Below are 25,690 nucleotides of genomic sequence, written 5' to 3' on the forward strand. Positions count from 1 at the left end.
ACAAGTCCGGCCATGCCGGGCGGGCAGGGCTAGGCCTCACCTGGGCCGGTTGGGTGGACTGGCGCTTGCATGGTAGACAGTCCTGCATTTCCAACAGAGCTTGAGATCCTCCATGCCCATCGTGAACCGCGTCGCCGACCTTCAACCCGATATTCAGGCCTGGCGCCGGGACATCCACGAGCATCCGGAGCTGCTTTATGACGTCCACCGCACCGCAGCATTCGTGGCAGATCGGCTGCGCGAGTTCGGCTGCGATCAGGTCGTGACCGGACTCGGCCAGACCGGCGTGGTTGGCGTGATCAAGGGCAGCAAGCCGGCCGGCGCGGGGCTCAAGGTGATCGGCATGCGTGCCGACATGGACGCGCTGCCGATCGATGAGCAGACCAACCTGCCTTACGCCTCCAAGACGCCGGGCAAGATGCACGCCTGCGGCCACGACGGCCATACCGCGATGCTGCTCGGCGCAGCCCGCTACCTCGCCGAGACCCGCAATTTCGCCGGCGACGCGGTGGTGATCTTCCAGCCGGCCGAGGAGGGCGGCGCCGGCGGCGCGGCCATGGTCAAGGACGGCCTGATGGAGCGCTTTGGCATCGAGCAGGTCTACGGCATGCACAATGGTCCCGGTATTCCGGTCGGCTCGTTTGCGATCCGGCCGGGCGCCATCATGGCGGCGACCGACGAGGTCGACATCAACATCGAAGGTCTTGGCGGCCATGCCGCGCGTCCGCACAAATGCGTCGATTCCGTGCTGGTCGGCGCGCAGGTCATCACCGCCTTGCAGTCGATCGTCGCGCGTAGCGTCGATCCGCTGGAATCGGCCGTGATCTCGATTTGCGAATTCCATGCCGGTAACGCCCGCAACGTCATTCCGCAGACCGCGACGTTGAGGGGCACCATCCGTACGCTGTCGCCGGAGGTGCGCAAGCTGGTCGAGAAGCGCGTGCGCGAAGTGGTGGCGGGCGTGGCGCAGATCACCGGCGCCAGGATCGATCTACACTACAAGAACAACTATCCCGTCGTGATCAATCACGCCGCGGAGACCGAGGTCGCCAAGCGCATCGCGAAGCAAGTCGCGGGCGATGCCAATGTGCACGAGATGCCGCCGCTGATGGGCGCCGAAGATTTCGCCTATATGCTTGAAGCGCGCCCCGGCGCCTTCATCTTCTGCGGCAACGGCGACAGCGCCGGCCTGCATCACCCCGCCTACAATTTCGACGACGAGGCGATCGTGTTCGGCACGTCCTATTGGGTCAAGCTGGTCGAGGAACAGCTCGCGGCGTCGTAAGGCTTGTTGTTTCCCTCGCCCCGCTTGCGGGGAGAGGTCAAATTAGATCGAGGATCGAATTTGGGTGAGGAGGACTCTCCGCGAGTCCGTCTCTCACCGTGATCGCGGATGCAGCCTCTGACCCTCTCCCCGTAAGAACGGGGAGAGGGAAGGAAGTTCAGAAGATCTTCGAGAAGATCACGTAGAGCGTCGCCGACAGCGCAATCGCGCAGGGCAGCGTCAGCACCCAGGCCATCAGCAGGTTGCGAATGGTTGCCATTTGCAGGCCCGAACCGTTCGCGGCCATGGTGCCGGCGACGCCGGACGACAGCACGTGGGTGGTCGAGACCGGCAGGCCGAACACGTCGGCCGCGCCGATCGTGGCGGCGGCGACGAGCTCGGCGGAGGCGCCCTGCGCATAGGTGAGATGAGTCTTGCCGATCTTCTCGCCGACCGTGACCACGATCTGCTTCCAGCCGATCATGGTGCCGAGGCCGAGCGCGATGGCGACCGCGATCTTCACCCAGTTCGGGATGAACTTCGTGGCGGCATCGAGCGAGCCCTTGTAGGTGTTGAGCACCGCGACATCGTCTTTGCTGAGGTCGTTTTCCTTGTCCTTCATCAGGAAACGGATGGCTTCCGAGGTCAGGTACATGTCGTTGCGGGTGTTGCCGACGGCTTCGGCCGGCACCTTGTTGAGCGAGCCATATTTGGCAACCTGGTCGCCGACGTCCTTCACCAGCACGGCGAGCGAAGGATAGGTTCCCTCGTTGAGCTTATGCAGCGCGATGTATTGCGTCACCGCCGGACGGGGATCGCCGATGAGGCTGTGGCCGGCACCCTTGGCCGCAATCACCTTGGCGGCGGCTTCCGAAGTCTTCTGGAACTGGGCGACCTGGGAGTCCGGCAGCGCGCGGTTGAGCGCGTAGGCGGTCGGCACGGTGCCGATCAGGATCAGCATGATCAGGCCCATGCCCTTCTGGCCGTCGTTGGAGCCATGGGCAAAGCTGACCCCGGTGCAGGTCGCGATCAGCAGGCCGCGGATCCACAGCGGCGGCGCCTTGTTGCCTTCGGGTGCCGCATACAGGGCCGGGTTGCGCACCACGAACTTGAGCAGCAACAGCAGCGCGGCCGCGCAGACGAAGCCGAACAGCGGCGACAGCAGTAGCGCATAGCCGATTTCGGTGGCCTTGCTCCAGTCGACGCCCGAGGTGCCGTCGCGGCCGCGCATCACGGCGTTGGCAATGCCGACGCCGATGATCGAGCCGATCAGTGTGTGCGAGGAGGAGGCAGGCAGGCCGAAATACCAGGTGCCGAGATTCCACAGGATCGCGGCGATCAGCAGCGCGAACACCATTGCGAAGCCGGCGCTGGAGCCGACCTGGAGGATCAGCTCCACCGGCAGCAGCGAGACGATGCCGAAGGCGACCGCGCCGGAGGACAGCAGCACGCCGAGGAAATTGAAGAAGCCCGACCACATCACCGCAACTTCGGCCGGCAGCGAATGGGTGTAGATCACGGTCGCGACCGCATTGGCGGTGTCGTGAAAGCCGTTGACGAATTCGAAGCCGAGCGCGATCAGGAGCGCGACGAACAGCAGGATGTAGGGCAGGTAGGTCGTAACCTTTGTGCCGGTCGCGGTGACGTCGACATAGATGCTGTAGGCGACGAACAGCAGGCCCGCGGCGAGGATGCCGAAGAACAGGATCATCGTCAGCGGGTTGAAACCCTTGTCGAGATTGGGCCGGGAAGCCGGCTGGACAGGCGTCGGATCGCCTGCCGCACGGTCGAATGCAACATCTGTCATTTTTGGACGCCCTTTGGCTTTTTTGAAGGGCCATTGTCCGTGATGGATTTGAAGGCTGGATGACAAGTGGCGTCTTGAAGTCGCCTTCTCACTGATATCTAGGCGGCGCGTGCGGCCTTCTTCTGCAAGCGGGCTGCGATCTTCAAATCTTCGACGAAGCGCTGATATTCCAGCGCCTTCGCTTCCGGATCAGGCAGCCGTAGCAGATAGGACGGATGCACCGTCACGAGCGCCTTGCGGCCATCGGGAAGATCGATCAGCCGGCCGCGGGTCTTGCCGACCGGCGTGATCTTTCCGAACACGCTTTGCGTGGCGGTCGCGCCCATCGCGACGACGAGGTCTGGTTGAACGACCGCCAGCTCGCGCTCATACCATTGCTGGCACGCCTTGATCTCTGGCGTCGCCGGCTTCTGGTGCAGGCGGATTTTTCCACGCGGCACGAATTTGAAGTGCTTCACCGCGTTGGTGACATAGACTTTCTTGCGGTCGACGCCGGCCTCCGCCAGCGCGCGGTCGAGCATCTGGCCGGCCGGGCCGACGAAGGGATGGCCGGCGAGGTCTTCCTTGTCGCCGGGCTGCTCGCCGACCAGCATGATGCTGGCGTCTTTCGGGCCCTCGCCGAACACGGTCTGCGTCGCGTCCTTGTAGAGCGGGCAGGCGCGGCAATGGGCGGCTTCCTCGCGGAGCGCTTCGAGATCGTCGGCAGCAAGCTTGCGTGTCATCGGAACCTCCGATCGCTTTTGTGGCTTATGCGGGTCGGTTGCGGCACTGGCGATCATGGCGCCGGTCATGCGCTCGGCGTCCTCGATCAAGGGTTTAATGATCGAGGCTTCAGGCAGGTTCCTCCAGTACTTTTTCGGCATCTCCGCCTGCATCGCCTTCACCTTCAACCGCGCGGGATTGAAGATGCTGGCATAGTAGCGCCGCCAGGTTTCTTCCAGCCGGTCTTCGCTCGGAGCCTCGCTCTTGCTGACGCCCGGCGTGAAGGAGAGCGCGTGGCCGTCCCAATGCGCGCAGAGGTCCGGCGTCAGGATCGACCAGGGCATGTCGGCAAAGCGCCTGGCAAAGAACGGCGCGGCGAGCTCGACGATGTGGTGCTCCGGCTCGAACCAGGCGGCGTAATGCGCCTGCCGCTCCCTGCCGATCTCGCGGAAGCGCACGAAGGCATGCATCTTGTGCTCGTCGCGATGGACCGCTCTTGCCATCGCAATGACCTGCGCGACATCAGGATCGGTTGCGACCTCGGTGAGGTCGTGATTGTCCTTCAATCGCCAGAGCAGGCGATAGAGGATCGCGAAGCGCTTGATATCGCGGTGCAGGATCGCGGCCTTGGCCAGCTCGACGAATTTGGCCGATACGTTGAAGGTGCCGTCATTCACCGCGAGGATCGGAGACGGTGCGGGCGGCGCGAACAACTCGGCTTCGCCACCTTGCACCGTCCAGATGACGTCGGTTGGCTGCACATGATGAAGCACGAGGCTGCGCGCGGCTTTGCGCCAGCCGTCGAAATCGGTTTCGGTATCGAGGGTGATGTACTGCATCAGAAGCCAAATCCCAGTTGCGTTGCTTTCGGCTTGAACCGCTCGATGAGCCCGGCCGCATCGAGCCTATGCGGGGCGGGCCGGTGATCGCTGAGGACAATGAACGGCAGCGCCTTTTTCTGGGGAACATGCAGCCGCGCCAGATCGGCGACGCGGATGGTGACGGTGCGCCGCGTCGCGATGATGCGTTCGACCGCCTTGGTGCCGAAGCCGGGCACGCGCAGCAGCTCCTCGCGGCTGGCGCGGTTGATGTCGAGCGGGAAGCGGTCGCGGTGACGCAGCGCCCAGGCGAGCTTGGGGTCGATGTCGAGCGGCAGCATGGCGCTGTCGTCGACGATCTCCGCAACGTCGAACCCGTAGAACCGCATCAACCAGTCGGCCTGGTAGAGACGATGCTCGCGCAGCAGCGGCGGCTGCACCAGAGGCAAGGCCCGGCTGGCATCGGGGATCGGGCTGAAGGCGGAGTAGTAGACGCGCCTCAGCCGGTATGAGCCGTAGAGATTGGCGCTTGTGTGCAGGATGGTGTGGTCGGAGGCGCTGTCTGCGCCGACGATCATCTGCGTGCTTTGGCCGGCGGGCGCGAAGCGTTGCGGCCTGGCCTTCGTCTTGGCGCTGCGGCTGTCCTCGGCCTCGTCCAGCTTCAGCCGCAGCCGGCCCATGGTGCGGCGGATCGCGCGCACGTCCTTCTCCGGCGCGAATTGCTGCAGGCTCGTCTCCTCGGGCATCTCGATGTTGATGGAGAGACGATCGGCATATTTGCCGGCTTCCGCGATCAGCGTGTCGTCGGCCTCGGGAATGGTCTTGAGGTGGATGTAGCCGCGGAAGTGATGCTCCTCGCGCAGTTTGCGCGCGACGCCGACCACCTGCTCCATCGTGTAGTCGGGGCTGCGGATGATGCCGGAGGAGAGGAACAGTCCTTCGATGTAGTTGCGCCGGTAGAAGTCGAGCGTCAGCTTGACCACCTCGTCGATGGTGAAGCGGGCGCGCTGCACGTTGCTGGAGGCGCGGTTGACGCAATAGAGGCAATCGTAATTGCAGGCGTTGGTCAGCAGCACCTTGAGCAGGGAGATGCAGCGTCCGTCCGGTGCGTAGGAGTGGCAGATGCCCATGCCCGGCGCGGTCGAGCCCATGCCCTTGCCGTCGCTGGAATCCCGCTTCTCGGTACCGCTGGAGGCACAGGAGGCATCGTACTTCGCGGCATCCGCCAGGATCTCCAGCTTGCGTTGTACATCCATCAAGGAATCCCTTTGATTCAGCTCACGAATCAGACCGAACGCCAATTCGATTGACTCCCGGGCCGCCGTTAGCTTTATATTAGAACATATCATGAACAAATGAGCCAGCCGCAGGTTCTTATTTTTGAGAGCCCGGCAATGATCCCTGAAGGAGCGGCGATGATGAGCGGCGCACGCAGCAGCGCGCTTGCGACCTTGCGCGGCCAGATCGAGCGCATCGAGACGGCGGAGGTCGTGCATCAACATGGTCGCGTCGCGCTTGGCCATGGCGAGGTCGACGGCGCGCTGAAGGGCGGGCTCGCGCGCGCGGTGATCCACGAGGTGTTTTGCGAGGGCCGGCAGGGGACAGCCGCGACGGGTTTCGTCATGGGTCTCGCGGGGCGCGTCTCGGCGCGCCGGCCGCTGCTATGGGTGCGGCAGGATTTTTCGGAACTGGAAACAGGCGCGCTGTCGATGAGCGGGCTCGCCGAGCTCGGCCTCGATCCGCGCCGCGTGGTGATGGTGCGCGCCGCCGATGTCGAGAGCGCGCTGCGCAGCTCGGCCGACGCGCTCGCCTGCGATGCGCTCGGCGCCGTCGTGCTCGAGCTCTGGGGCGAGACGCGGCAGTTCGATCTGGTGGCGAGCCGCAAGCTGACGCTGGCTGCACAATCGTCCGGTGTCACCGGCTTGATGCTGCGGATGGCGGCACAGCCGCTGCCTTCGACCGCCGAGACGCGGTGGATGCTGCGCGCGGCGCATTCGCCGCCGGGTGCGATGTGGAGTGCATGGGGCGCGCCGCGCTTCGATGCCGAGCTGTTGCGCAATCGTCATGGCCCGTGCGGCCGGTGGATCATGGAATGGAAATGTGATGAGTGCCAGTTCAGTGAACCGTCGGCGCATCCTCAGCCTGTGGCTGCCGCGCCTGCCCATCGACCGGATCCAGCGGTTCTTCGGCAACGTCGGACTGCATGAGAACAATGAGCCCAGCATCGTCGTCATCAAGGACAACAACGCGCTGGTGATCCATGCGCTTGACGATGCGGCGTCGCGTTTGGGGCTGTATATCGGCCAGCCGCTGGCCAATGCGCGGGCGATGTGTCCGGACTTGAAAGTGTTCGACGCCGATGTCGTGGCCGACGCGAAGACGCTCAGTGACATCGCCGACTGGTGCGACCGTTTCACGCCGCTGGTGGCGCTCGATCCGCCGCACGGGCTGTTCCTTGACATCACCGGCTGCGCGCATCTGTTCGGCGGCGAGGCGGCGTTGCTGCAGACGCTGGTCCGTGCGCTCGCCCGCCAGGGTTTTGCCGTCAGCGCGGCGATTGCCGGCACCTCGGTCTGCGCGCGGACGCTAACGCGGCAGACCTCAGGCACCATTGTTGCCGATGGCGGGGAAGCCGCGGCGATCAACCGGTTTCCGGTGTCCGCGCTCGGTGCCGGCGAGGCCATCACCACCGGTTTGCGTCGTGCGGGCCTGAAAACCATCGGCGATGTCGCTGCGCGCGCGCCGAGCGAGATCACGGCACGGTTCGGCGCGCGATTCTCCACGCTGCTTGCGCATGCGCTGGGACAGGGCGATGCGCCGATCAATCCACGCAAGCCGCTGCCCGATTACATCGTGGAGAAGCGCTTCGCCGAGCCGATCGCGACCGACACCATGATCGCGATGACGCTGTCGCGGCTGGCCGACACGCTGATCGCGTCCATGGAGAAGCAGGGCAAGGGCGCGCGCCGGCTGGAAGCGGCTTTTTCCGTACCGACGGCGTGGTGCGTGCGATCATGGTCGAGACCGGGCGGCCGGTGACGAAAAGCGCGGTTATCGACCGTCTGTTCCGCGAGCGTCTCGATGCGCTCGCCGACCCGCTCGATCCCGGCTTCGGTTTCGACATGGTGCGGCTGTCGGCGAGCCGCACCGAGATCGTGGTGCAGGAGCAGCGCGATCTCGACGCCCATGTCCATGACAATGACGAACTCGCCGCACTGATCGACCGCATCGCCGCCCACATCGGCGGAAAGCGCGTCGTCGTCCACCTCCCGCAGGATACGCATATCCCCGAATGTGCGGTGGTGGCCGCGCCGGCGCAGCACCATCTCGCCGTCGCCATGCAGGCCGAATGGCCGGCGCGCACCGAGAGCGAGCCGCCGCTGCGTCCCTTGCGGCTGTTCGACAGACCGGAGCCGATCAATGTGCCGTTCGCGACCGTGCCCGACGGCCCGCCGCATCAGTTCACCTGGCGCCGCGCGCTGCATGCGGTGGTGCGGGTGGAAGGACCCGAGCGCATCGCCATGGAATGGTGGCGGCAGGACGGCAGGCAGCTGACGCGGGATTATTTCCGCATTGAGGATGCCGAAGGCCTGCGCTTCTGGATTTTCCGCGATGGTCTCTATGAGGGAGAAGTGTTCGACGGCGATGGCAAGCCCGCTTCTCCCGGCTGGTATGTCCACGGTCTTTTCGCATGACTACGCCCGCTTATGCCGAGATCGGCATCACCACGAATTTCTCCTTCCTGCGCGGCGGCTCGGATCCGCGCGCCTATGTGCATCAGGCGAGCAAGCTTGGCATTCCCGCAATCGGCATCGCCGATCACAACACGCTCGCCGGTGTGGTGCGAGCCTGGAAGGAGCTCGACAATGCCGAGGTGCTGAACAAGCCGAAGCTGCTGATCGGCGCGCGCATCGTCTTCATCGACGGCACTCCCGACATCTTTGTCTACCCGCGCGACCGCGCCGCCTATGGCCGGCTCTGCCAGCTCCTCACCCGGGGCAAGCGCGGCGACGACATCACGCGGATCGAGAAGGGCGAGTGTCGTCTCACCTTCGCCGATCTCCTGGAGTTTTCCGAAGGCCAGCTCCTGGTCCTGACGTTGCCGCATCGCTTCGATGCGGCGCAGGCGCTGGATATTCTTGCAAGGCTGAAAGCAAGCCGCGCCGATGGCGTGTGGCTGGCGGCGAGCCTGATCTATCGTGGCGACGACCGCCGCCGTCTGGCGCGGCTCGATGATCTCGCGGCGACAGCAAAGGTGCCGCTGCTCGCGACCAACGAGGTGCTCTATCACGATGCCGGCCGTCGTCCGCTTCAGGATGTGCTGACCTGCATCCGGGAAAAGACCACGATCGAGGCGATCGGGCGGAAGCTGGAAGCCAACGCCGAGCGCTTTCTGAAGACGCCGCGCGAAATGTCGCGGCTGTTCCGCGACTTCCCTGAAGCCATCGCGGAGACCATGCGCTTTGCGAACAAGATCGTTTTCTCGCTCGACCAGCTCAAATACCAGTATCCGGATGAGCCGGTGCCGCCGGGCAAGACCGCGCAGGGGCATCTGGAGGATTTGACCTGGGCGGGGGTGCAGACATATTTCGGCGGCGATATCGACGACAAGCTTCGCGCGACCCTGAAGAAAGAGCTCGCCCTGATCGCCGAGCTGAAATACGCGCACTATTTCCTCACCGTGCACGACATCGTCCAGTACGCGCGCAGCCAGAACATTCTGTGCCAGGGGCGCGGATCGGCGGCGAATTCGGCCGTCTGCTACGTGCTTGGCGTCACCTCGGTCGATCCGACCAAGGTCGATCTCCTGTTCGAGCGCTTCATCTCCAAGGAGCGGCTGGAGCCGCCCGACATCGACGTCGATTTCGAACATTCGCGGCGCGAGGAGGTGATGCAATACGTCTATCGCCGCTACGGCCGCCACCGCGCCGCGATCATCGCCACCGTGATCCATTACCGTCCGCGCAGCGCCATCCGCGACGTCGGCAAGGCGCTGGGCCTGACCGAGGACGTCACCGCCGCGCTCGCCGACACCGTGTGGGGAAGCTGGGGCCGTGGCCTCAACGACATGCAGGTCAGGCAGGCCGGGCTCGATCCGCAAAATCCAACGATCAATCTCGCGGTCGAGCTTGCGACCGAGCTGATCGAATTCCCGCGCCATCTCTCCCAGCATGTCGGCGGCTATGTGCTCACCCAGGACCGGCTCGACACCTATGTGCCGATCGGCAACGCCGCGATGGACGATCGCACCTTCATCGAATGGGACAAGGACGACGTCGACGCGCTCAACATGATGAAGGTCGACGTGCTCGCGCTCGGCATGCTGACCTGCATCCGCAAGTGCTTTGATCTGGTCGCGGACCACAAGGGTGAACGCTGGGTTCTGGCGAGCGTCCCGCAGGACGATCCCAAAGTCTACGACATGCTGTGTCTCGGGGAATCACTCGGCGTGTTCCAGGTCGAGAGCCGCGCCCAGATGAACATGCTGCCGCGGCTAAAACCACGGACCTTCTACGACCTCGTCATCGAGGTTGCGATCGTGAGGCCGGGGCCGATCCAGGGCGACATGGTGCATCCTTACTTGCGGCGGCGGAAAATGAAGCCCGAGGACATCGAGTATCCTTACCCCAAGGGCGGCAACAAGAACGAGCTGCGTGAGGTCCTGCACAAGACGCTCGGCGTACCGCTATTTCAGGAGCAGGCCATGCGGATTGCGATCGTGGCCGCGGAGTTTACCTCGGAAGAGGCCAACGGATTGCGACGTGCCATGGCAACATTTCGCAACGTCGGGACCATCGGCAACTTCGAAGAAAAATGATCGGCAACATGATCCGCCGAGGTTACGATCCCCAATTCGCCAGAAATTGCTTCGACCAGATCAAGGGGTTTGGCTCCTACGGTTTCCCCGAGAGCCACGCGGCCAGCTTCGCCCAGCTCGTCTACGTCTCTTCATGGTTGAAGTATCACCACCCCGATGCGTTCTGCTGCGGGCTCCTCAATTCGCAGCCGATGGGCTTCTACGCGCCGGCGCAGATCGTCAGCGACGCCCGCAAGAACGGCGTCGAGGTGCGCGACATCGACGTGTCCCGCAGCTTTGCGCAGAACACGCTGGAGGAGGGGAGCGGCAAATACTGCGCCGTGCGCCTCGGCTTCCGCCAGATCGACGGCTTCCACTGGATCGATCAGGATGAGGAAACATTGAAGAGGGATCAGGCGCACCGGCGCAAGCGCAGCCTGAATGAACTGGAGTCAGGGACGCACCTGCGGATGGGTTCCCTCCCCCTTGTGGGGGAGGGCTAGGGAGAGGGATAAGCCGCGCGGACGGTGCTCGTGGCTTACCCCTCTCTCCAACTCTCCCACACAAGGGGGAGAGAGCCCTCTCACCTCGCGTGTCGCCTTGAACGGGGTGGAGCAAGACTGGGCCGACCGCATCGTCGCCGCGCGCAATCGCGGTCCCTTCACCTCGGCTCGAGGATTTTGCTCGGGATACCGGCCTGCCCAAACGCGCGTTGATCCTGCTGGCGGATGCCGACGCGTTCCGCTCGCTCGGGCTCGATCGCCGCGAGGCGTTGTGGCAGGTGCGGCGGCTGCCTGACGATGTCCCGTTGCCGCTGTTCGAAGCGGCGACCGCGCGCGAGCAGCCCGACGAGCACGCACAGCCGCTGCCGCTGATGCCGCGTGCCGAGCAGGTGGTCGCGGACTACCAGACCATCCGGCTGTCGCTGAAGGGCCATCCGATGGAGTTCTTGCGCGAGATGTTTTTGCGCGAGCGGGTGGTGGCGTGCAGGCAAATCAGTCACGAGAACGAGCGGCGCCGCGTTCGCTGCGCCGGCGTGGTGCTGGTCCGGCAGCGGCCCGGCAGCGCCAGCGGCGTCGTGTTCATGACGGCTCGAGGACGAAACCGGCATCGCCAATGTCGTGGTGTGGCCCAAGATCATGGAGCAGTACCGCAAGGAGGTGATGGGCGCGCGCCTCATCCTGGTCGAGGGCTATATCCAGAGCAGCCCCGAAAAGGTGACGCATCTCATCGCCCAGCGGATGATCGACCGCTCGCACGACCTGGTCGGCCTTGCCAACGACGCGCTCAGCCGCAAGCATCCCGTGCCGGCCGGCGCGACGGTGCTCGAACCGCTCAACGACGACCGCCGCGACCACGCGGATACCCCCGCGCAAAAATCCGCCACCCCGCAACGTCCGCATCCTGCCGCCGTCGCGGGATTTTCATTGAGCGCGCGCGAACAACAACCGCAGCTGTTGCGGCGTCATTGCGAGGAGCCCTTGCGACGAAGCAATCCAGACTGTCGCCGTGGATAGATTCTGGATTGCTTCGCTACGCTCGCAATGACGAGTTTGCTGAGACGATCGGGCGCTGGACTCCCGGTCGTTACCTTCCCTAGAAATTCACCCGGTTCGAGATCGCGCCGTCCACGACGAGATTAGATCCGGTCGTGAACCCCGACACCGGACTCGCCAGAAACACTGCCGCGCTCGCGATCTCCTGCGGCGTTGCCATGCGGCCGGTGGGGTTGCGCTTCATCGCATCATTGTAGCGCTCCGGCATGTTCTGCTCGATCATGTTCCAGACGCCGCCCTTGAAGTAGACGGTGCCGGGCGACACGACATTCACGCGGATCTTCTTCTTCGCGTATTGCCGCGCCAGTCCCTTCGCCATGTGGATCAGCGCCGCCTTGATCGGGCCGTAGGAGCTGGCGAGATCGGCCTGCGCCGCCGAGATCGAGGAGATGATGACGAATGCCGCATCGCCGCCCTTCTCGCCGCTGGCTTCGAGGAACGGCCGCGCGGAATCGAACGCATGCACGGCGCCTAGCAGGTCGAGCCGGAAGTTCTGCTCCCAGGACGCCGCATCGTGGCCTTGCGCCATCGCGCCGGCGTTGGAGAACAGCATGTCGATGCCGCCGAGCTCGTTTGCTGAACTCTCGATCCAGGATTTCAGCGCCGCGCCGTCGGTGACGTCGACCGCACCGCCGGTGGCGTTGATACCGCTCGCCTTCAATTCGGCAACAGTAGCCGCGACCTGATCGGCATTGCGCGCGCAGACCGCCACATTGCCGCCTTCACCGGCCACCGTCGCCGCAATCGCCCGCCCGATGCCGCGCGTGCCGCCGAGCACGATGGCGTTCTTGCCTTTGAGACCGAGATCCATTGTTTGGTTTTCCTTGTTGTTGGTCGTGAGGAGTGTAGCTGTTTCAAGTGATCCGCAGAAGCCTGCCTCACTCCGGCGCCGCCCCCACAGGCGGGCCGCCGGGCGGGCGGTGCAGGAAGGTCAGCGACGCGTAGGCGCCGGCCCAGGAGCCGATCGCCGCGAAGGCGACATAGAAGGCGTTTTCGGTATAGCTGATCACTGCGTAGGAGGAGAGCAGATACCACACCGCGCTCCAGTTCGCCGCCGGCACGCGCTTGCGCGCGATCACGGCCGAGGTGAACATGACATAGACCGCGTCGGTGGCTGCCGTTGCGATGAATACGGCGCCTGCGGTGAGGGGATCGATCGCGGCCATTGCAATCCTTTCTGGGGTCATGACATGGTCGCGAAAAGTAGAGGGAGAGACGCGGTATGCAAAGCCCCGCCGACATTCTTGGCGATATCTGGACCTCTGCGGGTGGGGAGCCGGCCGCGCTTGCTCGTGTCCGGCTGACCGGCGAAGAGCCGCAAATTCCGTCCTCGTTTCGCGTCGCCGTCGCCGGACAGACCGCGATCGCCGCCGCAGGTCTCGCCGCTGCCGAAATCTGGCGGCAGCGCAGCGGGCAGGCACAGGACGTCTTCGTCGACATCCGCCACGCCGTCGCCGAATGCCGCTCCGAGCGCTATTTGCGCCTCGACGACAAGCCGCCGCCACCGGCCTGGGACGCCATCGCCGGCGTCTACAAGACCGGCGACGGCCGCTTCGTCCGCTGCCACACCAACTTCCCGCATCACCGCGACGCCGTCTGCAAGGTGCTCGGCTGCGAACCCGAGCGCGAGAAAGTGCAGGCCGCATTGATGCAATGGAAGGGCGAGGATTTTGAAACTGCCGCTTACGCTGCGGGCGGCGTCGTTGCCTTGATGCGGAGTTACGACGAATGGTCCGCGCTGCCACAAGCGCACGCGCTTGCCGAACTGCCGCTGATCTCGATCGAGAAGATCGGCGAAGCATCGCCGAAGCCGTGGCCGAAGGGCGATCGTCCGCTTTCAGGCCTGCATGTGCTCGATCTCTCCCGCGTCATCGCGGGCCCCGTCGCCGGCCGCACGCTCGCCGCTCACGGCGCCGATGTGCTGCTGGTCTCTGGCCCGGAGTTGCCCGCCATTCCCTGGCTCACGATCGATACCGGTCGCGGCAAGCTCACCACCTTCATCGAATTGAAGAGCGAAGCGGGCAGGGCACAGATGCGCGCGCTAGTAAAGGACGCCGACATCTTCTCGCAAGGCTATCGCCCGTGCGCGCTTGCCGCTCTCGGCTTTGCGCCGGAGGAGGCGGCAAGCATCAATCCCGGCATCGTCTACGTCACGCTGTCGGCCTATGGCCACACCGGCCCGTGGGCCGAGCGGCGCGGTTTCGATTCGCTGGTGCAGACCACGACGGGATTTAACCATGCCGAGGAGCAGGCCGCCGGCATCGATGGTCCCAAGGAATTGCCCGCGCAGATGCTCGACCACGCCACCGGCTATCTGATGGCGTTCGGTGCGATGATGGCCAAGGCGCGCCAGGCCCGCGAAGGCGGCAGCTGGCACGTGCGCGTGTCGCTGGCGCAGACCGGGCGCTGGCTGTGGAATCTCGGTCGGCTCGACGGCGGCTTGAACACCCCTGATCTCACGGGCGAGGCCGTACATGCTGCGTTCATCGAGCCCATGCCATCTGGCTTTGGCATGCTGAAAGCAGTGCGCCATTCTGCGCTGCTGTCGAAGACGCCGGCGCAATGGAGTCGTCCGGCGATGCCGCTCGGAAGTCATCCGGCACAGTGGGCGGCGCGAAGCTGACATGAAGCTGACGTGAAGCGAAATTTTAACGCCAACCGAAAGGCGGCAAGCGTTTTTAAGGTTGTTTGAAATCCCAATTCGGCACTATTAGCGCGACCGATAAGGCAGGCGTCTGCCAAGATCGTCGCAGATACGACCGGGCCCCATGGTAGTTGAAAATACCAAGCGATTGCATGTGGTTACGAAACGGCGGGTGATCTCATCCGTAGTTTTACTAGCTCTTGCCGGTGCCGGGGCCTACGGCTTTCTCTATGCGGGGCCCAAGGCCAAGAAGCATTCCGAGATCTCCAGCCAGTCGCGCAGGAATGCGCAGAACTTCACGCCGTCGCCGTCCGAATGGGCGACGCTGACGATCGAGCCGGTCAAGGCCAGGACCTTCCGGGCCGAGTATGTCACCGAGGGCAAGGTCGCGGTCGACGAGGACCGCTCGACGCCGGTGTTCTCGCCTTACGCAGGCCGTGTCACCAAGCTGCTTGCAAAGCCCGGCGAGATGCTGAAGCAAGGTCAACCGCTGTTCACGATCGAGGCCGCCGACACCGTGCAGGCCCAGAACGATTTCATCGCCGCGATGACCTCGCAGAACAAGGCGAAGTCGGCGGTCGATCTCGCCGACATCCAGTTCAAGCGCGCCAAGGACCTCTATGAGGGTCATGCCATTCCGTTGAAGGACTATCAGCAGGCGGAAGCGACCCAGGTCCAGGCACAGAACGATGTGCGCTCCTCGGGGACGGCGCTGGAAGCCGCGCGCAACAAGCTGCGCATCCTCGGCTTCACCGACGAGACCATCAAGGCGTTTCAGGACAAGGGCGCGATCAATCCGGAGGTCACGATCTACTCGCCGATCTCCGGCACGGTCGTGCAGCGCAAGATCGGTCCGGGCCAGTACGTCAATTCCGGCGCCAGCGATCCGGTCTTCGTGATCGGTGATCTCTCCACGGTCTGGCTCACCGCCTTCGTGCGCGAGAGCGATGCGGCCGCGGTGTGCATCGGACAGGACATCAGCGTCAACGTGATGGCGCTGCCGGGCCGTCCACTCACCGCGAAAATCAACTATGTCGCCGCCGCGATCGACCCCAGCACGCGTCGCCTCCTGGTTCGCGCCACCATCGACAACAAGGACGGACTGCTCAAGCCGGAAATGTTCGCCAACGTCACGATCTATTCGGCTGGCGACCGTGCCGCGCCCGCGGTGCCGAAGCAGGCGCTGATCTACGAGGGCGACCATGTCCGGATCTGGGTTGCGCGCGAGGACAAGTCGGTCGAGCTGCGCCAGATCAAGATTGGCCTCATCAACGGCAATCTCGTCGAAGTCACCAACAACCTGAAACCCGGCGAGCAAATCGTCGTCAAGGGCAGCCTCTTCATCGACCGCGCGGCGTCCGGTAGCTGATCGACGACCCAAGAAACTGAAGACTGCGAAGACCTGAATGGATCGTCTCGTCGCCCTTGCCGTCAACCGGCGCTTCCTGATGGTGGGTATGTTCGTCGCCGTGCTCATCGGCGGCCTGATCGCCTTCAACCAGCTCAACATCGAGGCCTATCCCGATCCGACCCCGCCGATGGTCGACATCGTGACGCAAAGCCCGGGCCTCTCGGCCGAAGAGATCGAGCGTTACATCACGATCCCGATCGAGACCCAGGTCGCGGGTCTGAAGAACATCACGACCATCCGCACCATCTCGCTCTATGGTCTGTCCGACGTCAAAATCCAGTTCTCCTTCGCCTACACCTATGACGAGGCGTTGCAGCAGGTGTTGAACCGCCTGGCGCAGCTCGCGCCGTTGCCGGGCAACGTGCAGCCGCAGATCTCGCCGCTCAGCCCGATCGGCGAAATCTTCCGCTATCGCCTCGTCGGTCCGCCCAATTACAGCGTGCTCGATCTCAAGACCATCCAGGACTGGATCCTGCAGCGCCGTTTCCGTGCCGTGCCTGGCGTAATCGACGTCACCGGCTGGGGCGGCAAGAGCAAGACCTACGAGATCCAGGTCGATTTCAACAAGCTCGTCGCCAATGGCCTGACACTGCCGCAAGTGCTCCAGGCGGTCGGCAATGCGAACGTCAATGTCGGCGGCAACACGGTCAACATCGGCCAGCAATCCGCCGTGGTGCGCGGCGTCGGCCTGATCCGTTCGATCGACGATATCGCCAATACGATGGTCTCGCAGACAGGCGGCAACCCGGTGCTGGTCAAGGACGTCGCCACCGTCACTGTCGGCCAGAAACCCCGTCTCGGCATTGCCGGCCTCGACGAGTCCGACGACATCGTGCAGGGCATCGTCCTGATGCGCCGCGGCGAGCAGAGTTCGCCGACCATCAAGCGCGTCCACCAGCTCGTTCAGACCATCAACGACTCCAGCATCCTGCCGCCCGGCGTGCACATCGAGCGCATCTACGACCGCGGGGACCTGATCGCACTCACCACCCACACCGTGTTGCACAACATGGTGGTTGGCATCTTGCTGATCGTGCTGTTGCAGTGGATCTTCCTCGGCGATCTCCGTAGCGCGCTGATCGTCGGCGCCACCATTCCGTTCGCGCTGTTCTTCGCCGTGATCATCCTCGTGCTGCGCGGAGAGTCGGCAAACCTGCTGTCGGTCGGCGCCATCGATTTCGGCCTGATCGTCGACGCCACCGTCATCATGGTGGAGGCGATCTTCCGGCGCCTGACGCAGACGACACCGATGTCTGACGCCGAGCACATGTCGCACGAGACGCTGTTCGGGATGAAGAGCCATGCGATCCTCAGCGCCGCGGCCGACGTCTCGCGCTCGATCTTCTTTGCGGCGGCGATCATCATCGCGGCGTTCCTGCCGTTGTTCACGCTGTCCGGCGTCGAGGGCAACATCTTCGGACCGATGGCGCGCACCTATGCCTACGCGCTCGCCGGCGGCCTGCTTGCGACGTTCACGGTGACGCCGGCACTGTCCGCGATCATCCTGCCCGCGCATGTCGAGGAAACCGAGACCAGGATCATGCTGATCCTGCACCGGCTGTACTCGCCTTTGCTGCGTTGGGCCGTCGCTAATCGCAACATCGTGCTCGGCGGAGCGGTCGGCCTCGTGCTGATGACGGTGGCGCTCAGCCGGCTGCTCGGTCTCGAATTCCTGCCGAAGCTGGAAGAAGGCAATCTCTGGATCCGCGCCACGCTGCCGCCGACCATCTCGCTCCAGGAAGGCAACTCCTACGTCAACGAGATGCGCAAGGTGATTCGTGCGCGGCCCGAGGTCGAATCCGTGGTGTCGCAGCACGGACGCCCCGACGACGGCACCGACGCCGCCGGCTTCTTCAACGCCGAGTTCTTTGCACCGTTGAAACCCGTCAGCCAGTGGCCCGGCACCCGCGACAAGGAAGAGTTGACCGCGCAGTTGCTCAAGCAGCTCGACGACCGCTTCCCCGGCGTCGAGTTCAACTTCTCGCAATATCTGCAGGACAACGTCTCCGAAGCCGTGTCGGGCGTGAAGGGCGAGAACTCGATCAAGCTGTTCGGCAGCGATCTCCAGGCCCTCACGGACACCGCCAACAAGATCAAGCAGGTGCTGTCGACGGTGCAAGGCGTGACCGATCTGGCGGTGTTCACCTCGCTCGGCCAGCCGACCGTCCAGATCGACATCGATCGTGCCAAGGCCGCGCGCTATGGGCTCGCACCCGGCGACATCAACGCCACGATCAAGGTCGCGATCGGCGGCGATACTGCGGGCGATCTCTACGAGCCGGGAAGCGACCGTCACTTCCCGATCATCGTCCGCCTCGCGCCGGAATACCGCCGGAGCGCCGAGGCGATCCAGAATCTGCGGATCGGTGCGCCGGGCCCGAACGGCACCGTCACGCAGATCCCGCTGAGCGAGGTCGCCACCATCAGCCTCGTGTCGGGCGCGGCCTACATCTATCGCGAGCAGCAGGAGCGCTACCTGCCGATCAAGTTCTCGGTGCGCGAGCGCGACCTCGGCAGCGCGATCCGCGAGGCCCAGGACAAGATCGCCGAGCAGGTGCAGTTGCCGCCGGGCTCGCATATGGAATGGGTCGGAGAATTCGGCAATCTCCAGGACGCGATCCGGCGGCTGTCGATCGTGGTGCCGATTTCGCTGGCGCTGATCGGCGTGCTGCTCTGGTTCAACTTCGGCTCGATGGTCGATACGCTGCTCGCGATGAGCGTGATCCCGATGGCGATCTTCGGCGGTGTGCTCGGACTGTTGATCACGGGCACCGCGTTCAGCGTGTCGGCCGCGATCGGCTTCATCGCGCTGTTCGGGATCGCCGTGATGGACGGCATCATCATCCTGTCACAGTACAACCAGCTCATTGAAGAGGGCATGGACCGCATGAGTGCGGTGATACGGACCGGCGAATTGCAGCTCCGGCCCGTGCTGATGACCTGCGTCGTCGCAGGCATCGGCCTGCTGCCCGCGGCCTTGTCGGAAGGCATCGGCTCGCAGGTGCAGAAGCCGCTCGCGGTCGTCGTCGTCACCGGCATGATGCTGGCCCCGATCGTGATCCTTGTGACCCTGCCGGTCCTGATCTCCTTCTTCTCCCGCCGCGCGCGCTGACCGCCGCCCGTCACAACATCCGCTGCGCGATTCTGTATCAGCATCGTGGTGCCGAGCCCGAGCAGAATCAGGCTGGCGAACCGGCGGCTCAGTGACAGCATCTGCGGCGTCAGCCGTGACCGCGCGGTTGCCACCGTCGTGCTGAGCATCGTCCACCACACCGCGGAGCCGACGAATACGCCCGCGATCAGCGGCGCTGCTGCGGATTGCGTGGAGAACGCGTTCAGCGCGGCCAGAAACAGGATCACCGTGAGCGGATTGGTGAACCCGAGCGCGATGGCGCTGAGATAGGCGCGCGCCAGACGCACCTTGTCGAATTCACCCGTCTCCTGAAGCGTGACGGAACCGCGATGCGTCCGGATCGCGAACCACAGCAGGGTGAGTGCAGAAACGATACCGAAGCCAACCGCATTGGCCTCGACCCAGGGCTGTGCCAGCGCGCCGAGGCCCAGGACCGCGAAGGCGCTGTAGGCAAGATGCACGGTGGCCGCACCGAAGCCGGTTGCGAGGCCGGTGGCCATGCCCGATGCCAATGTGCGCTGGATGCACAACATGCCCATTGGCCCGATCGGAGCGGCGACAGTGAAGCCAATTCCAATACCGGAGAAAAGCGCGGCGAGATAATGCGATAAAGGCATGGTTCCGCACGAACAAATGAAATCTGTGCGTGCGTACCGATGAAACGGAATCCTCGCCTCAACCGAAAGGGTGAAGAGCGAAAGGAAACTCAAACACGTTCGTGTGAGTCAGATGTCGTTGTGCTCTCGCGACAACAGTTCCATGACTCGAATTGGAATTACATCGCGTGCCGTTGAACCTAATTGCGCGTGTCGCGACTCAGAACCCGTAGAGTCGTGCGGGATTGTCGACCAGGATCTTCTTGCGCACGTCCGCATTCGGCGCCCACACCGGAAGCTGGTTGAGCAGGCGTCCGTCGTCGATCGGATAGAATGGCGCGAGATCGGTGGGCTTGCGCCCGGGTACCGGAACGGAGTCCGGATGTGGCCAGTCGGTGCCCCAGACGATGCGGTCGGCGTTGGCCGCGATCAGCGCATGCGCATAAGGCACCATGTCCTGGTAATCCGGTGCGAGCTTCGACGAGCGGTAGGCGCCGGAGATCTTCACATAGGCCTTGCCGGACTTCACCAGCGCGACGAGATCGGCGAAGCCCGGTTGCTCCAGTCCGAGTGATGCCTCGACACCTCCAAAGTGATCGAACACGGCAGGCACTGGCGAAGCCAGCACCAGATCCTTGATCGCCGAGATCATCGGCAGCGTGGCGTAGAGCTGCACGTGCCAGCCCCGCGCCTTCATGCGTTCGACCGCGGCGGTGAAGCGAGCGCGTCCGACATCGGGATTGTTGATGCCGTCGGTCGCAAGATTGATACGGATGCCGCGGAAGCCGTCGGCCTGCATCGCATCGAGCTGCGCCTCCGTCGTGTTGTCGTCGATCACAGCGACCCCGCGCGCAGTCGCGCCGCGCGCCTTGATGCCGAACGAAGTGGTGGAGTTGTCGGTGCCATAGACGCTCGGCGTCACGATCACGACGCGCTCGATATGCAGTGCCTTGTGCAGGGCGGCCATTTCTTCCGGCGAAGCCGGCCCCGGCGTGTAGACGCGTCCAGCAAAGAACGGAAACTTTTCGACATCGCCGTGAATGTGCGTGTGGCAATCGCAGGCATGCGCCGGGACATCGAAGTTGATCGGCGTCGCGGGCTGTGATGCGCGCTTTTGGGCGTAGCTGGCCATGGGATCTCCGGCGGCGAGGGAGCGAATTGTGTTGTGCGCCTGAGCGCTACGTCAGGATATCACTGCCCCGACGGCGTGCGCAGGCCGTGCCAGGCATCGCGGACCTGCTGGTAGTGCACCTCGGGCAGGTAGTCCGGCGTGTTCAGGCTCAGGGTCTTGACGTCGAGATGGCCAACCGCGCTGAGCAGCGAGTAGGAGGCGATGACGCGGTCGCGCAGTGCGCTGATCAGGCGGGCCTTGGCCTGGATCAGATCGGCCTGCGAGTTCAGCACGTCGACCGTGGTGCGCTGGCCGCCGGCGGCCTCGCGCTGCACGCCCTGCAGCGCGACGGTCGCGGCCTTCACCTCGGACTCCGAGGCCGAGACCGCGATCTTGGCGCCTTCATTGGCAACCCACGCGCTGGTCGCGGCCGTGCGCGCCTGGTTGCGCACCTGGTCGAGCACGAGCCGGCTCTGCGCCGTGATTTCCTTGGCCTGCCGGGTCTGCGCGGCGGCCTGGCCGCCGTCGTAGATCGGCACGGTGACATTGGCGACGACCGAGGCCTGGTCCTCGGCAAAGGTGCCGAGCGTCGGATCGTTGTTGCGGCTTTTGCTGGCGCTGCCCTGAATGGTCGCGCTCGGCAGCAGTGTGCCCTCGGCGAGGCGGATGTTGGTCGAGGCGACATCGACGTCGAAGCCCGCCGCCATCACCGCCGGGTGCTGGCGGATCGCCATGGTCAGCGCGTCCTCGCGGCTCTTCGGCAGATAGCGATCGACGACTTCGGCGGCCCGAAGCTGCGACGGCGCGTTGCCGATGACCTGAGCGTAGATCGCCTGGCTCACCGCGAGCGCCACTTCCGCAGCATTGAGATCGGAGAGGCCACGGTTGAGACGGGCCTCGGCCTGCGCGCTGTCAGTCGGCGTGACATCGCCGGCGTTGAGGCGGCGCTGGGTCACCGAGAGCGTCTCGCGCAGGAATGCGACGTTGGAGCGTTGCGCTTCGACCAGCGACTGGTTGGCCAGCACGTTGGTGTAGGCGGTGACCGCATCGAGCAGCACGCCCTGGCCGACATTGCGCAGCGCCTCGCGGCCGGACTGCACCTGGAGCTCCGCGGCGCGCACGTTGTTGGCGGTACGGAAGCCGTTGAACAGGGTCTGCGTCACGGTGACGCCGATCACCCACGGCTTCAAGTTCGCGGTCTGGATGGTGTTGTCGGGCAGCAGATTGCGAACCGATTGCAGGCCGGCGCTGAGGCTCGCCACGATCTGCGGTCGGTAGCCGGCGAGCGCCTGCGGCACGTTCTCATCCGTGGCGCGCTGCCGCGCGCGTTCGGCATTGAGCTGCGGATTGGTCTGGTAGGCCTTGGCGAGCGCCTCCGGCAGGGCTTCCGCCCGTGCAGCCGCGGGCAGGGCGCAACAGAGCGCCAGCGCGGTCCATGTCGCAAGCACAGGACTCACGCCCGATTGACGCCGCGTCATCACGCGACCAGCTCTGGCGGCACGCCCAATCATGTAATCCCGCAAAACCCCGGCTGTCCGCCCCCGCCGACGGTGGCCTCTTAGCTGTTTAACCAGCCGAGGTCCCGCAGGCAAACTGCCGCGGGGAAACCCCCATCTATTCCGTGCTTGTTGCAGGCGCGTCACAACATTTTTGCGGGAGACGCCGGAGCCTTACACCAGCCTGACCTCTCAGCGGTATTACCGGTTCTTGTTCACCGGCTTGCGCTTCTCGATGAAGGCGGCCATGCCCTCGGAGCGGTCTTCCAGCGCAAAGGTCGCGTGGAACAGGTTGCGCTCGACGCTCATGCCCTCGGCGAGCGTGGTCTCGAAGGCGCGGTTCACCGCCTCCTTGGCCATCGCGACCGCGGGCCGCGACATCGACGCGATCTTCTCCGCGGCGGCCATGACTTCGTCCATGAGCTTGTCAGCAGGCACAAGGCGGCTGACGAGGCCGCTGCGCTCGGCTTCTGCCGCATCCATCATGCGGCCGGTGAGGCAGAGGTCCATCGCCTTGGCCTTGCCGATCGCGCGGGTCAGGCGCTGGGTGCCGCCGATGCCGGGAATGGTGCCGAGCGTGATCTCGGGCTGGCCGAACTTGGCGGTGTCGGCGGCGATGATGAAGTCGCACATCATGGCGAGCTCGCAGCCGCCGCCGAGCGCGTAGCCCGCGACCGCGGCGATGGTCGGCTTGCGGCAGCGCGCGACGCGATCGCCGCCGATCGCGGCGAAATCCTCCGAGAACATGTCGATGAAGCCCTTCGGCTGCATCTCCTTGATGTCGGCGCCGGCGGCGAAGGCCTTCTCGCTGCCGGTCACGACGATGCAGCCGATCGCGTCATCGCCCTCGAGATCGTCGACGGCCGCCGCAATCTCGCGGAAGACGCCAAAGGAGAGCGCGTTGAGCATCTTCGGCCGGTTCAGCTTGATGATGCCGACCGCACCGATGCTTTCGACGATGATATGTTCGAACGTGCTCATGCTCCACCCACGCTTTTGATTGAGCGGGCAATGTGCCCGCTGGCGCGGTGGGCTTCAAGGGGCCAACAGCCGCCGGAACGCGGGACGAGCTGCGCGTTCCGGAATCAGGCCAAGAACTAGGTCAAGAACTAGGCCAGAAACTAGGCCAGAAACTAGGCCATGAACATGCGCGCGGCGGAGGCCAGCGTCAGCAGCGTGCCCACGCCGATGAAGATCTTGCCGATCAGCGAACTCTGGTCCCAGGCCGAACTCTGGCTGCTGGCCATGACCGGGGCGGGCCGCGGCTGCGCGTCGGTTGCGGCAATCACCGCCTTCTGCGGCGGCGGGGTGTCCTCTTGCAGGGCGCGGTCGATGTCGTTGAGCTGATCGGGGGCCACCACCTGGGTTTCGGCATTGGGGGCGGAGGTATTATCGGCTGCCGCCTGCAGATTGTCGTTGGCTCGGCCGGTCAGCGCGGAGGCCGCGGCTGCGGTCGGCGAGTCGACGGCGGCGAGCTGTGCATTGGCGTTGGCGACGTCCGGCGATATCTGGCTGGACGCCGGCACGTCGTTACTCGCCTTGTTTTCGGCCTCAGTCTTGTCGTTGGGCTTGGTCTCGGCGTCCTTCCTGTCGGCCTTGTCGTCGGAGGATTTCGCAGCCGTCTTGCTCCCGCTGCGGCGGTGCGCATAGGAGCGCCGCTGCTTGCCGGATTTGGCGACGTCGGCCGATTTGCTCGCACCGTCCGTTTTGGAGCCTGTGGCCGAAGCCGGCGCAGCCTGTGCGGCGGCCCCGAACAGCACGAATACAGCGGCCAAAAGAAGCAATGCCGCACGCCTGCTGGCTTTCAACATGTCGACGATCTCCCCGATTACGCCATCCCGGGAGCGAACAGAGACCTCGGTGCATGACGACAGCGCGGCGAAAAATGGGAATCTTCGGGCTACACTTGGCGAAAACGGGGCAGTCAGCCTCGAGCGGTCGGCCGCCGGGTGCAGACGAGGCCGATCGATGTTATGAGCCGTCGCGGGTTATTGCGGCCGCCTCGGAACGCAGGTGCCGCGCGTTAATCACGAATTCGTGATAATGCGGGCGCCAGCGTAACAAATTGAACAAGCGGCCGAATTGCAAGGTAAGGGGCGCGCGTGCGCGGACGTGAGGACGAGTGGACCGACCTGATGCGGTCGGCCATGGCAGGCGATGATGCGGCCTATCATCGCCTGTTGAAGGCGGTCACGCCGGTGCTGCGCGCTGCCGCGAGGCGGGGCCTGGCGCGGGCCGGGCAGCCTCCCGACCAGGCCGAGGATATCGTGCAGGAGATTCTGTTGGCGGTGCATCTGAAGCGACACACCTGGGACAGCGAAGCCCCCTTCGCCCCGTGGCTGTTCGCGATCGGCCGCAACAAGCTGATCGATACGCTCAGGCGGCGGGGCAGGCGGATCTTCGTCGACATCGACGATTTCTCCGAGACGCTGCCGGGCGAGATGCCCGAGGAGACGGCCTCGGCGGCCGAGGTCGCAGCGCAGCTCGGCACGCTGCCGCAGCGCCAGCGCGACGTGTTGCAGTCGATCGCGGTGGAGGCTGCTTCGATCAAGGACACGGCTGCGAAGTTTTCGATGAGCGAAGGTGCGGTGCGCGTCGCGCTGCACCGCGGACTTGCGGCGCTGACCGCCAAACTGCGGGACCACTAGCATGGATACCGATCAACTCATTCGCAGCCTCGCGGCCGACAACGCCCATCGCGCACCGCGCGTGGGCGCCATGCTGACCATGGCGCTGCTGGTGGCCGCGCCCTTGTCGATCCTGATCTTCGCGACCTTCCTCGGCGTGCGCCCCGACGTAATGAGCGCGATGCACAATCCGTTCTTCGACATGAAGTTCGCCGTCACGCTGTCGCTCGCGATCCCCGCGATCATCGTCAGCCTGCATCTGTCGCGCCCGGAAGCCTTGATGCGCGGTTGGGGCTGGCTGCTGTTGCTACCCGTCGGCCTGCTTGCGGTCGCGATCGGCGGCGAGACGATGATGGCGCCGGCGATGCCGATGACGATGCGGCTGATGGGCAAGAACTCCAGGGTGTGCCTGCTCGCGATCCCGGCGATGTCGTTGCCGCTGCTTGCCGGCGCGCTGTTCGGCCTGCGCCACGGCGCACCGTCGCGCCCCGCGCTCGCCGGTGCACTCGCCGGCCTGGTGTCGGCCGGCCTTGCCGCGACGCTCTACGCCTCGCATTGCACCGACGACTCGCCGTTGTTCGTGGCGACCTGGTACACGCTTGCGACCGCGCTCGTGACCGCGATCGGCGCGCTCGTGGGCTCGAGGGTTCTGCGCTACTGACGGTGTTCCGCGTCAAATTGACGCCGCGCCATACATCCGCGATCTGCCGGGCAATCATCGCTCCTGC

At 64.7% G+C, this 25,690-nt stretch carries 16 protein-coding genes and 3 pseudogenes; 9 read left to right on the forward strand and 10 right to left on the reverse strand.

The window, feature by feature from the left end; genetic code table 11:
• Window positions 1-112 precede the first annotated feature (112 nt).
• A complete protein-coding gene (locus tag ACQ86E_RS24635) occupies window positions 113-1,285 on the forward strand; it encodes a M20 aminoacylase family protein (protein ID WP_431202195.1) in 1,173 nt (390 codons plus the stop codon).
• Between the two features lie 157 nt (window positions 1,286-1,442).
• On the opposite strand, the gene ACQ86E_RS24640 is transcribed toward ACQ86E_RS24635, so the two are convergent.
• The 3 genes from ACQ86E_RS24640 to ACQ86E_RS24650 all read right to left on the reverse strand — a co-directional run bounded on the left by ACQ86E_RS24640 (window position 1,443) and on the right by ACQ86E_RS24650 (window position 5,847).
• A complete protein-coding gene (locus ACQ86E_RS24640) occupies window positions 1,443-3,071 on the reverse strand; it encodes an inorganic phosphate transporter (RefSeq protein WP_431202196.1) in 1,629 nt (542 codons plus the stop codon).
• A gap of 98 nt (window positions 3,072-3,169) precedes the next feature.
• A complete protein-coding gene (locus tag ACQ86E_RS24645) occupies window positions 3,170-4,612 on the reverse strand; it encodes a UdgX family uracil-DNA binding protein (RefSeq protein WP_431202197.1) in 1,443 nt (480 codons plus the stop codon).
• A complete protein-coding gene (locus ACQ86E_RS24650) occupies window positions 4,612-5,847 on the reverse strand; it encodes a putative DNA modification/repair radical SAM protein (RefSeq protein ID WP_431202198.1) in 1,236 nt (411 codons plus the stop codon). The genes ACQ86E_RS24645 and ACQ86E_RS24650 overlap by 1 nt, the downstream gene beginning before the upstream one ends.
• A gap of 162 nt (window positions 5,848-6,009) precedes the next feature.
• Here ACQ86E_RS24650 and ACQ86E_RS24655 point away from each other — a divergent pair, with 162 nt between their 5' ends.
• The 3 genes and pseudogenes from ACQ86E_RS24655 to ACQ86E_RS24665 all read left to right on the forward strand — a co-directional run bounded on the left by ACQ86E_RS24655 (window position 6,010) and on the right by ACQ86E_RS24665 (window position 11,819).
• Window positions 6,010-6,798 (forward strand): ImuA family protein, encoded by a 789-nt coding sequence (locus tag ACQ86E_RS24655; RefSeq protein ID WP_431206552.1) that lies wholly within the window; start codon window positions 6,010-6,012, stop codon window positions 6,796-6,798.
• Window positions 6,695-8,286 (forward strand): annotated as a pseudogene (locus tag ACQ86E_RS24660) (Y-family DNA polymerase). The gene ACQ86E_RS24655 and the pseudogene ACQ86E_RS24660 overlap by 104 nt, the downstream one beginning before the upstream one ends.
• Window positions 8,283-11,819: pseudogene (locus tag ACQ86E_RS24665) on the forward strand (error-prone DNA polymerase). Before ACQ86E_RS24660 ends, ACQ86E_RS24665 begins: the two co-directional pseudogenes overlap by 4 nt.
• Window positions 11,820-11,984: 165 nt before the next feature.
• Here ACQ86E_RS24665 and ACQ86E_RS24670 read toward each other — a convergent pair.
• Window positions 11,985-12,755 (reverse strand): SDR family NAD(P)-dependent oxidoreductase, encoded by a 771-nt coding sequence (locus tag ACQ86E_RS24670; RefSeq protein ID WP_431202199.1) that lies wholly within the window; start codon window positions 12,753-12,755, stop codon window positions 11,985-11,987.
• Between the two features lie 67 nt (window positions 12,756-12,822).
• On the reverse strand, window positions 12,823-13,110 hold the full coding sequence (locus ACQ86E_RS24675) for a hypothetical protein (RefSeq protein ID WP_008136644.1): 288 nt from the start codon (window positions 13,108-13,110) through the stop codon (window positions 12,823-12,825).
• 56 nt (window positions 13,111-13,166) lie between these two features.
• Between ACQ86E_RS24675 and ACQ86E_RS24680 the strand changes: the two genes are divergently transcribed.
• The 3 genes from ACQ86E_RS24680 to ACQ86E_RS24690 all read left to right on the forward strand — a co-directional run bounded on the left by ACQ86E_RS24680 (window position 13,167) and on the right by ACQ86E_RS24690 (window position 19,111).
• Window positions 13,167-14,567 (forward strand): CoA transferase, encoded by a 1,401-nt coding sequence (locus ACQ86E_RS24680; RefSeq protein ID WP_431202200.1) that lies wholly within the window; start codon window positions 13,167-13,169, stop codon window positions 14,565-14,567.
• A gap of 145 nt (window positions 14,568-14,712) precedes the next feature.
• Window positions 14,713-15,957 carry an efflux RND transporter periplasmic adaptor subunit gene (locus tag ACQ86E_RS24685; protein ID WP_431202201.1) on the forward strand — a complete coding sequence of 415 codons (1,245 nt, stop codon included), beginning with the start codon at window positions 14,713-14,715 and terminating at the stop codon, window positions 15,955-15,957.
• Between the two features lie 37 nt (window positions 15,958-15,994).
• Entirely contained in the window at window positions 15,995-19,111 is a 3,117-nt protein-coding gene (locus ACQ86E_RS24690; RefSeq protein ID WP_431202202.1) for an efflux RND transporter permease subunit, read from the forward strand.
• A gap of 92 nt (window positions 19,112-19,203) precedes the next feature.
• Here the strand turns inward: ACQ86E_RS24690 and ACQ86E_RS24695 are convergent.
• From ACQ86E_RS24695 to ACQ86E_RS24715, 5 genes and pseudogenes are all read right to left on the reverse strand, one after another.
• Window positions 19,204-19,749, reverse strand: a pseudogene (locus tag ACQ86E_RS24695) (LysE family translocator); the annotation flags it as partial.
• 199 nt (window positions 19,750-19,948) lie between these two features.
• Window positions 19,949-20,860: an amidohydrolase family protein gene (locus ACQ86E_RS24700; protein WP_431202203.1), complete on the reverse strand. Its 912-nt coding sequence runs from the start codon at window positions 20,858-20,860 to the stop codon at window positions 19,949-19,951.
• 59 nt (window positions 20,861-20,919) lie between these two features.
• Window positions 20,920-22,350 carry a TolC family outer membrane protein gene (locus ACQ86E_RS24705; protein ID WP_431202204.1) on the reverse strand — a complete coding sequence of 477 codons (1,431 nt, stop codon included), beginning with the start codon at window positions 22,348-22,350 and terminating at the stop codon, window positions 20,920-20,922.
• Window positions 22,351-22,536: 186 nt separating this feature from the next.
• Window positions 22,537-23,316, reverse strand: a complete 780-nt coding sequence (locus ACQ86E_RS24710; RefSeq protein WP_431202205.1) for an enoyl-CoA hydratase — start codon at window positions 23,314-23,316, stop codon at window positions 22,537-22,539.
• A 152-nt stretch (window positions 23,317-23,468) separates the two neighbouring features.
• Window positions 23,469-24,146, reverse strand: coding sequence for a hypothetical protein (locus ACQ86E_RS24715; RefSeq protein ID WP_431202206.1), 678 nt, complete (start codon window positions 24,144-24,146; stop codon window positions 23,469-23,471).
• Between the two features lie 291 nt (window positions 24,147-24,437).
• Between ACQ86E_RS24715 and ACQ86E_RS24720 the strand changes: the two genes are divergently transcribed.
• Both ACQ86E_RS24720 and ACQ86E_RS24725 read left to right on the forward strand, forming a co-directional pair.
• Window positions 24,438-24,983, forward strand: a complete 546-nt coding sequence (locus ACQ86E_RS24720; RefSeq protein ID WP_431202207.1) for a sigma-70 family RNA polymerase sigma factor — start codon at window positions 24,438-24,440, stop codon at window positions 24,981-24,983.
• A 1-nt stretch (window position 24,984) separates the two neighbouring features.
• Window positions 24,985-25,623 (forward strand): NrsF family protein, encoded by a 639-nt coding sequence (locus ACQ86E_RS24725; protein WP_431202208.1) that lies wholly within the window; start codon window positions 24,985-24,987, stop codon window positions 25,621-25,623.
• Window positions 25,624-25,690: the final 67 nt, after the last annotated feature.

The sequence above is a fragment of the Bradyrhizobium betae genome, from assembly GCF_050632175.1.
GTDB classification, from domain to species: domain Bacteria; phylum Pseudomonadota; class Alphaproteobacteria; order Rhizobiales; family Xanthobacteraceae; genus Bradyrhizobium; species Bradyrhizobium betae_B.

Bases quoted from the DNA above. Each gene is read 5' to 3' on its own strand.
- ACQ86E_RS24635 (WP_431202195.1), top strand. From the start codon at position 113: ATGCCCATCGTGAACCGCGTCGCCGACCTTCAACCCGATATTCAGGCC.
- ACQ86E_RS24640 (WP_431202196.1), bottom strand. From the start codon at position 3,071: ATGACAGATGTTGCATTCGACCGTGCGGCAGGCGATCCGACGCCTGTC.
- ACQ86E_RS24645 (WP_431202197.1), bottom strand. From the start codon at position 4,612: ATGCAGTACATCACCCTCGATACCGAAACCGATTTCGACGGCTGGCGC.
- ACQ86E_RS24650 (WP_431202198.1), bottom strand. From the start codon at position 5,847: ATGGATGTACAACGCAAGCTGGAGATCCTGGCGGATGCCGCGAAGTAC.
- ACQ86E_RS24655 (WP_431206552.1), top strand. From the start codon at position 6,010: ATGAGCGGCGCACGCAGCAGCGCGCTTGCGACCTTGCGCGGCCAGATC.
- ACQ86E_RS24670 (WP_431202199.1), bottom strand. From the start codon at position 12,755: ATGGATCTCGGTCTCAAAGGCAAGAACGCCATCGTGCTCGGCGGCACG.
- ACQ86E_RS24675 (WP_008136644.1), bottom strand. From the start codon at position 13,110: ATGGCCGCGATCGATCCCCTCACCGCAGGCGCCGTATTCATCGCAACG.
- ACQ86E_RS24680 (WP_431202200.1), top strand. From the start codon at position 13,167: ATGCAAAGCCCCGCCGACATTCTTGGCGATATCTGGACCTCTGCGGGT.
- ACQ86E_RS24685 (WP_431202201.1), top strand. From the start codon at position 14,713: ATGGTAGTTGAAAATACCAAGCGATTGCATGTGGTTACGAAACGGCGG.
- ACQ86E_RS24690 (WP_431202202.1), top strand. From the start codon at position 15,995: ATGGATCGTCTCGTCGCCCTTGCCGTCAACCGGCGCTTCCTGATGGTG.
- ACQ86E_RS24700 (WP_431202203.1), bottom strand. From the start codon at position 20,860: ATGGCCAGCTACGCCCAAAAGCGCGCATCACAGCCCGCGACGCCGATC.
- ACQ86E_RS24705 (WP_431202204.1), bottom strand. From the start codon at position 22,350: ATGATTGGGCGTGCCGCCAGAGCTGGTCGCGTGATGACGCGGCGTCAA.
- ACQ86E_RS24710 (WP_431202205.1), bottom strand. From the start codon at position 23,316: ATGAGCACGTTCGAACATATCATCGTCGAAAGCATCGGTGCGGTCGGC.
- ACQ86E_RS24715 (WP_431202206.1), bottom strand. From the start codon at position 24,146: ATGTTGAAAGCCAGCAGGCGTGCGGCATTGCTTCTTTTGGCCGCTGTA.
- ACQ86E_RS24725 (WP_431202208.1), top strand. From the start codon at position 24,985: ATGGATACCGATCAACTCATTCGCAGCCTCGCGGCCGACAACGCCCAT.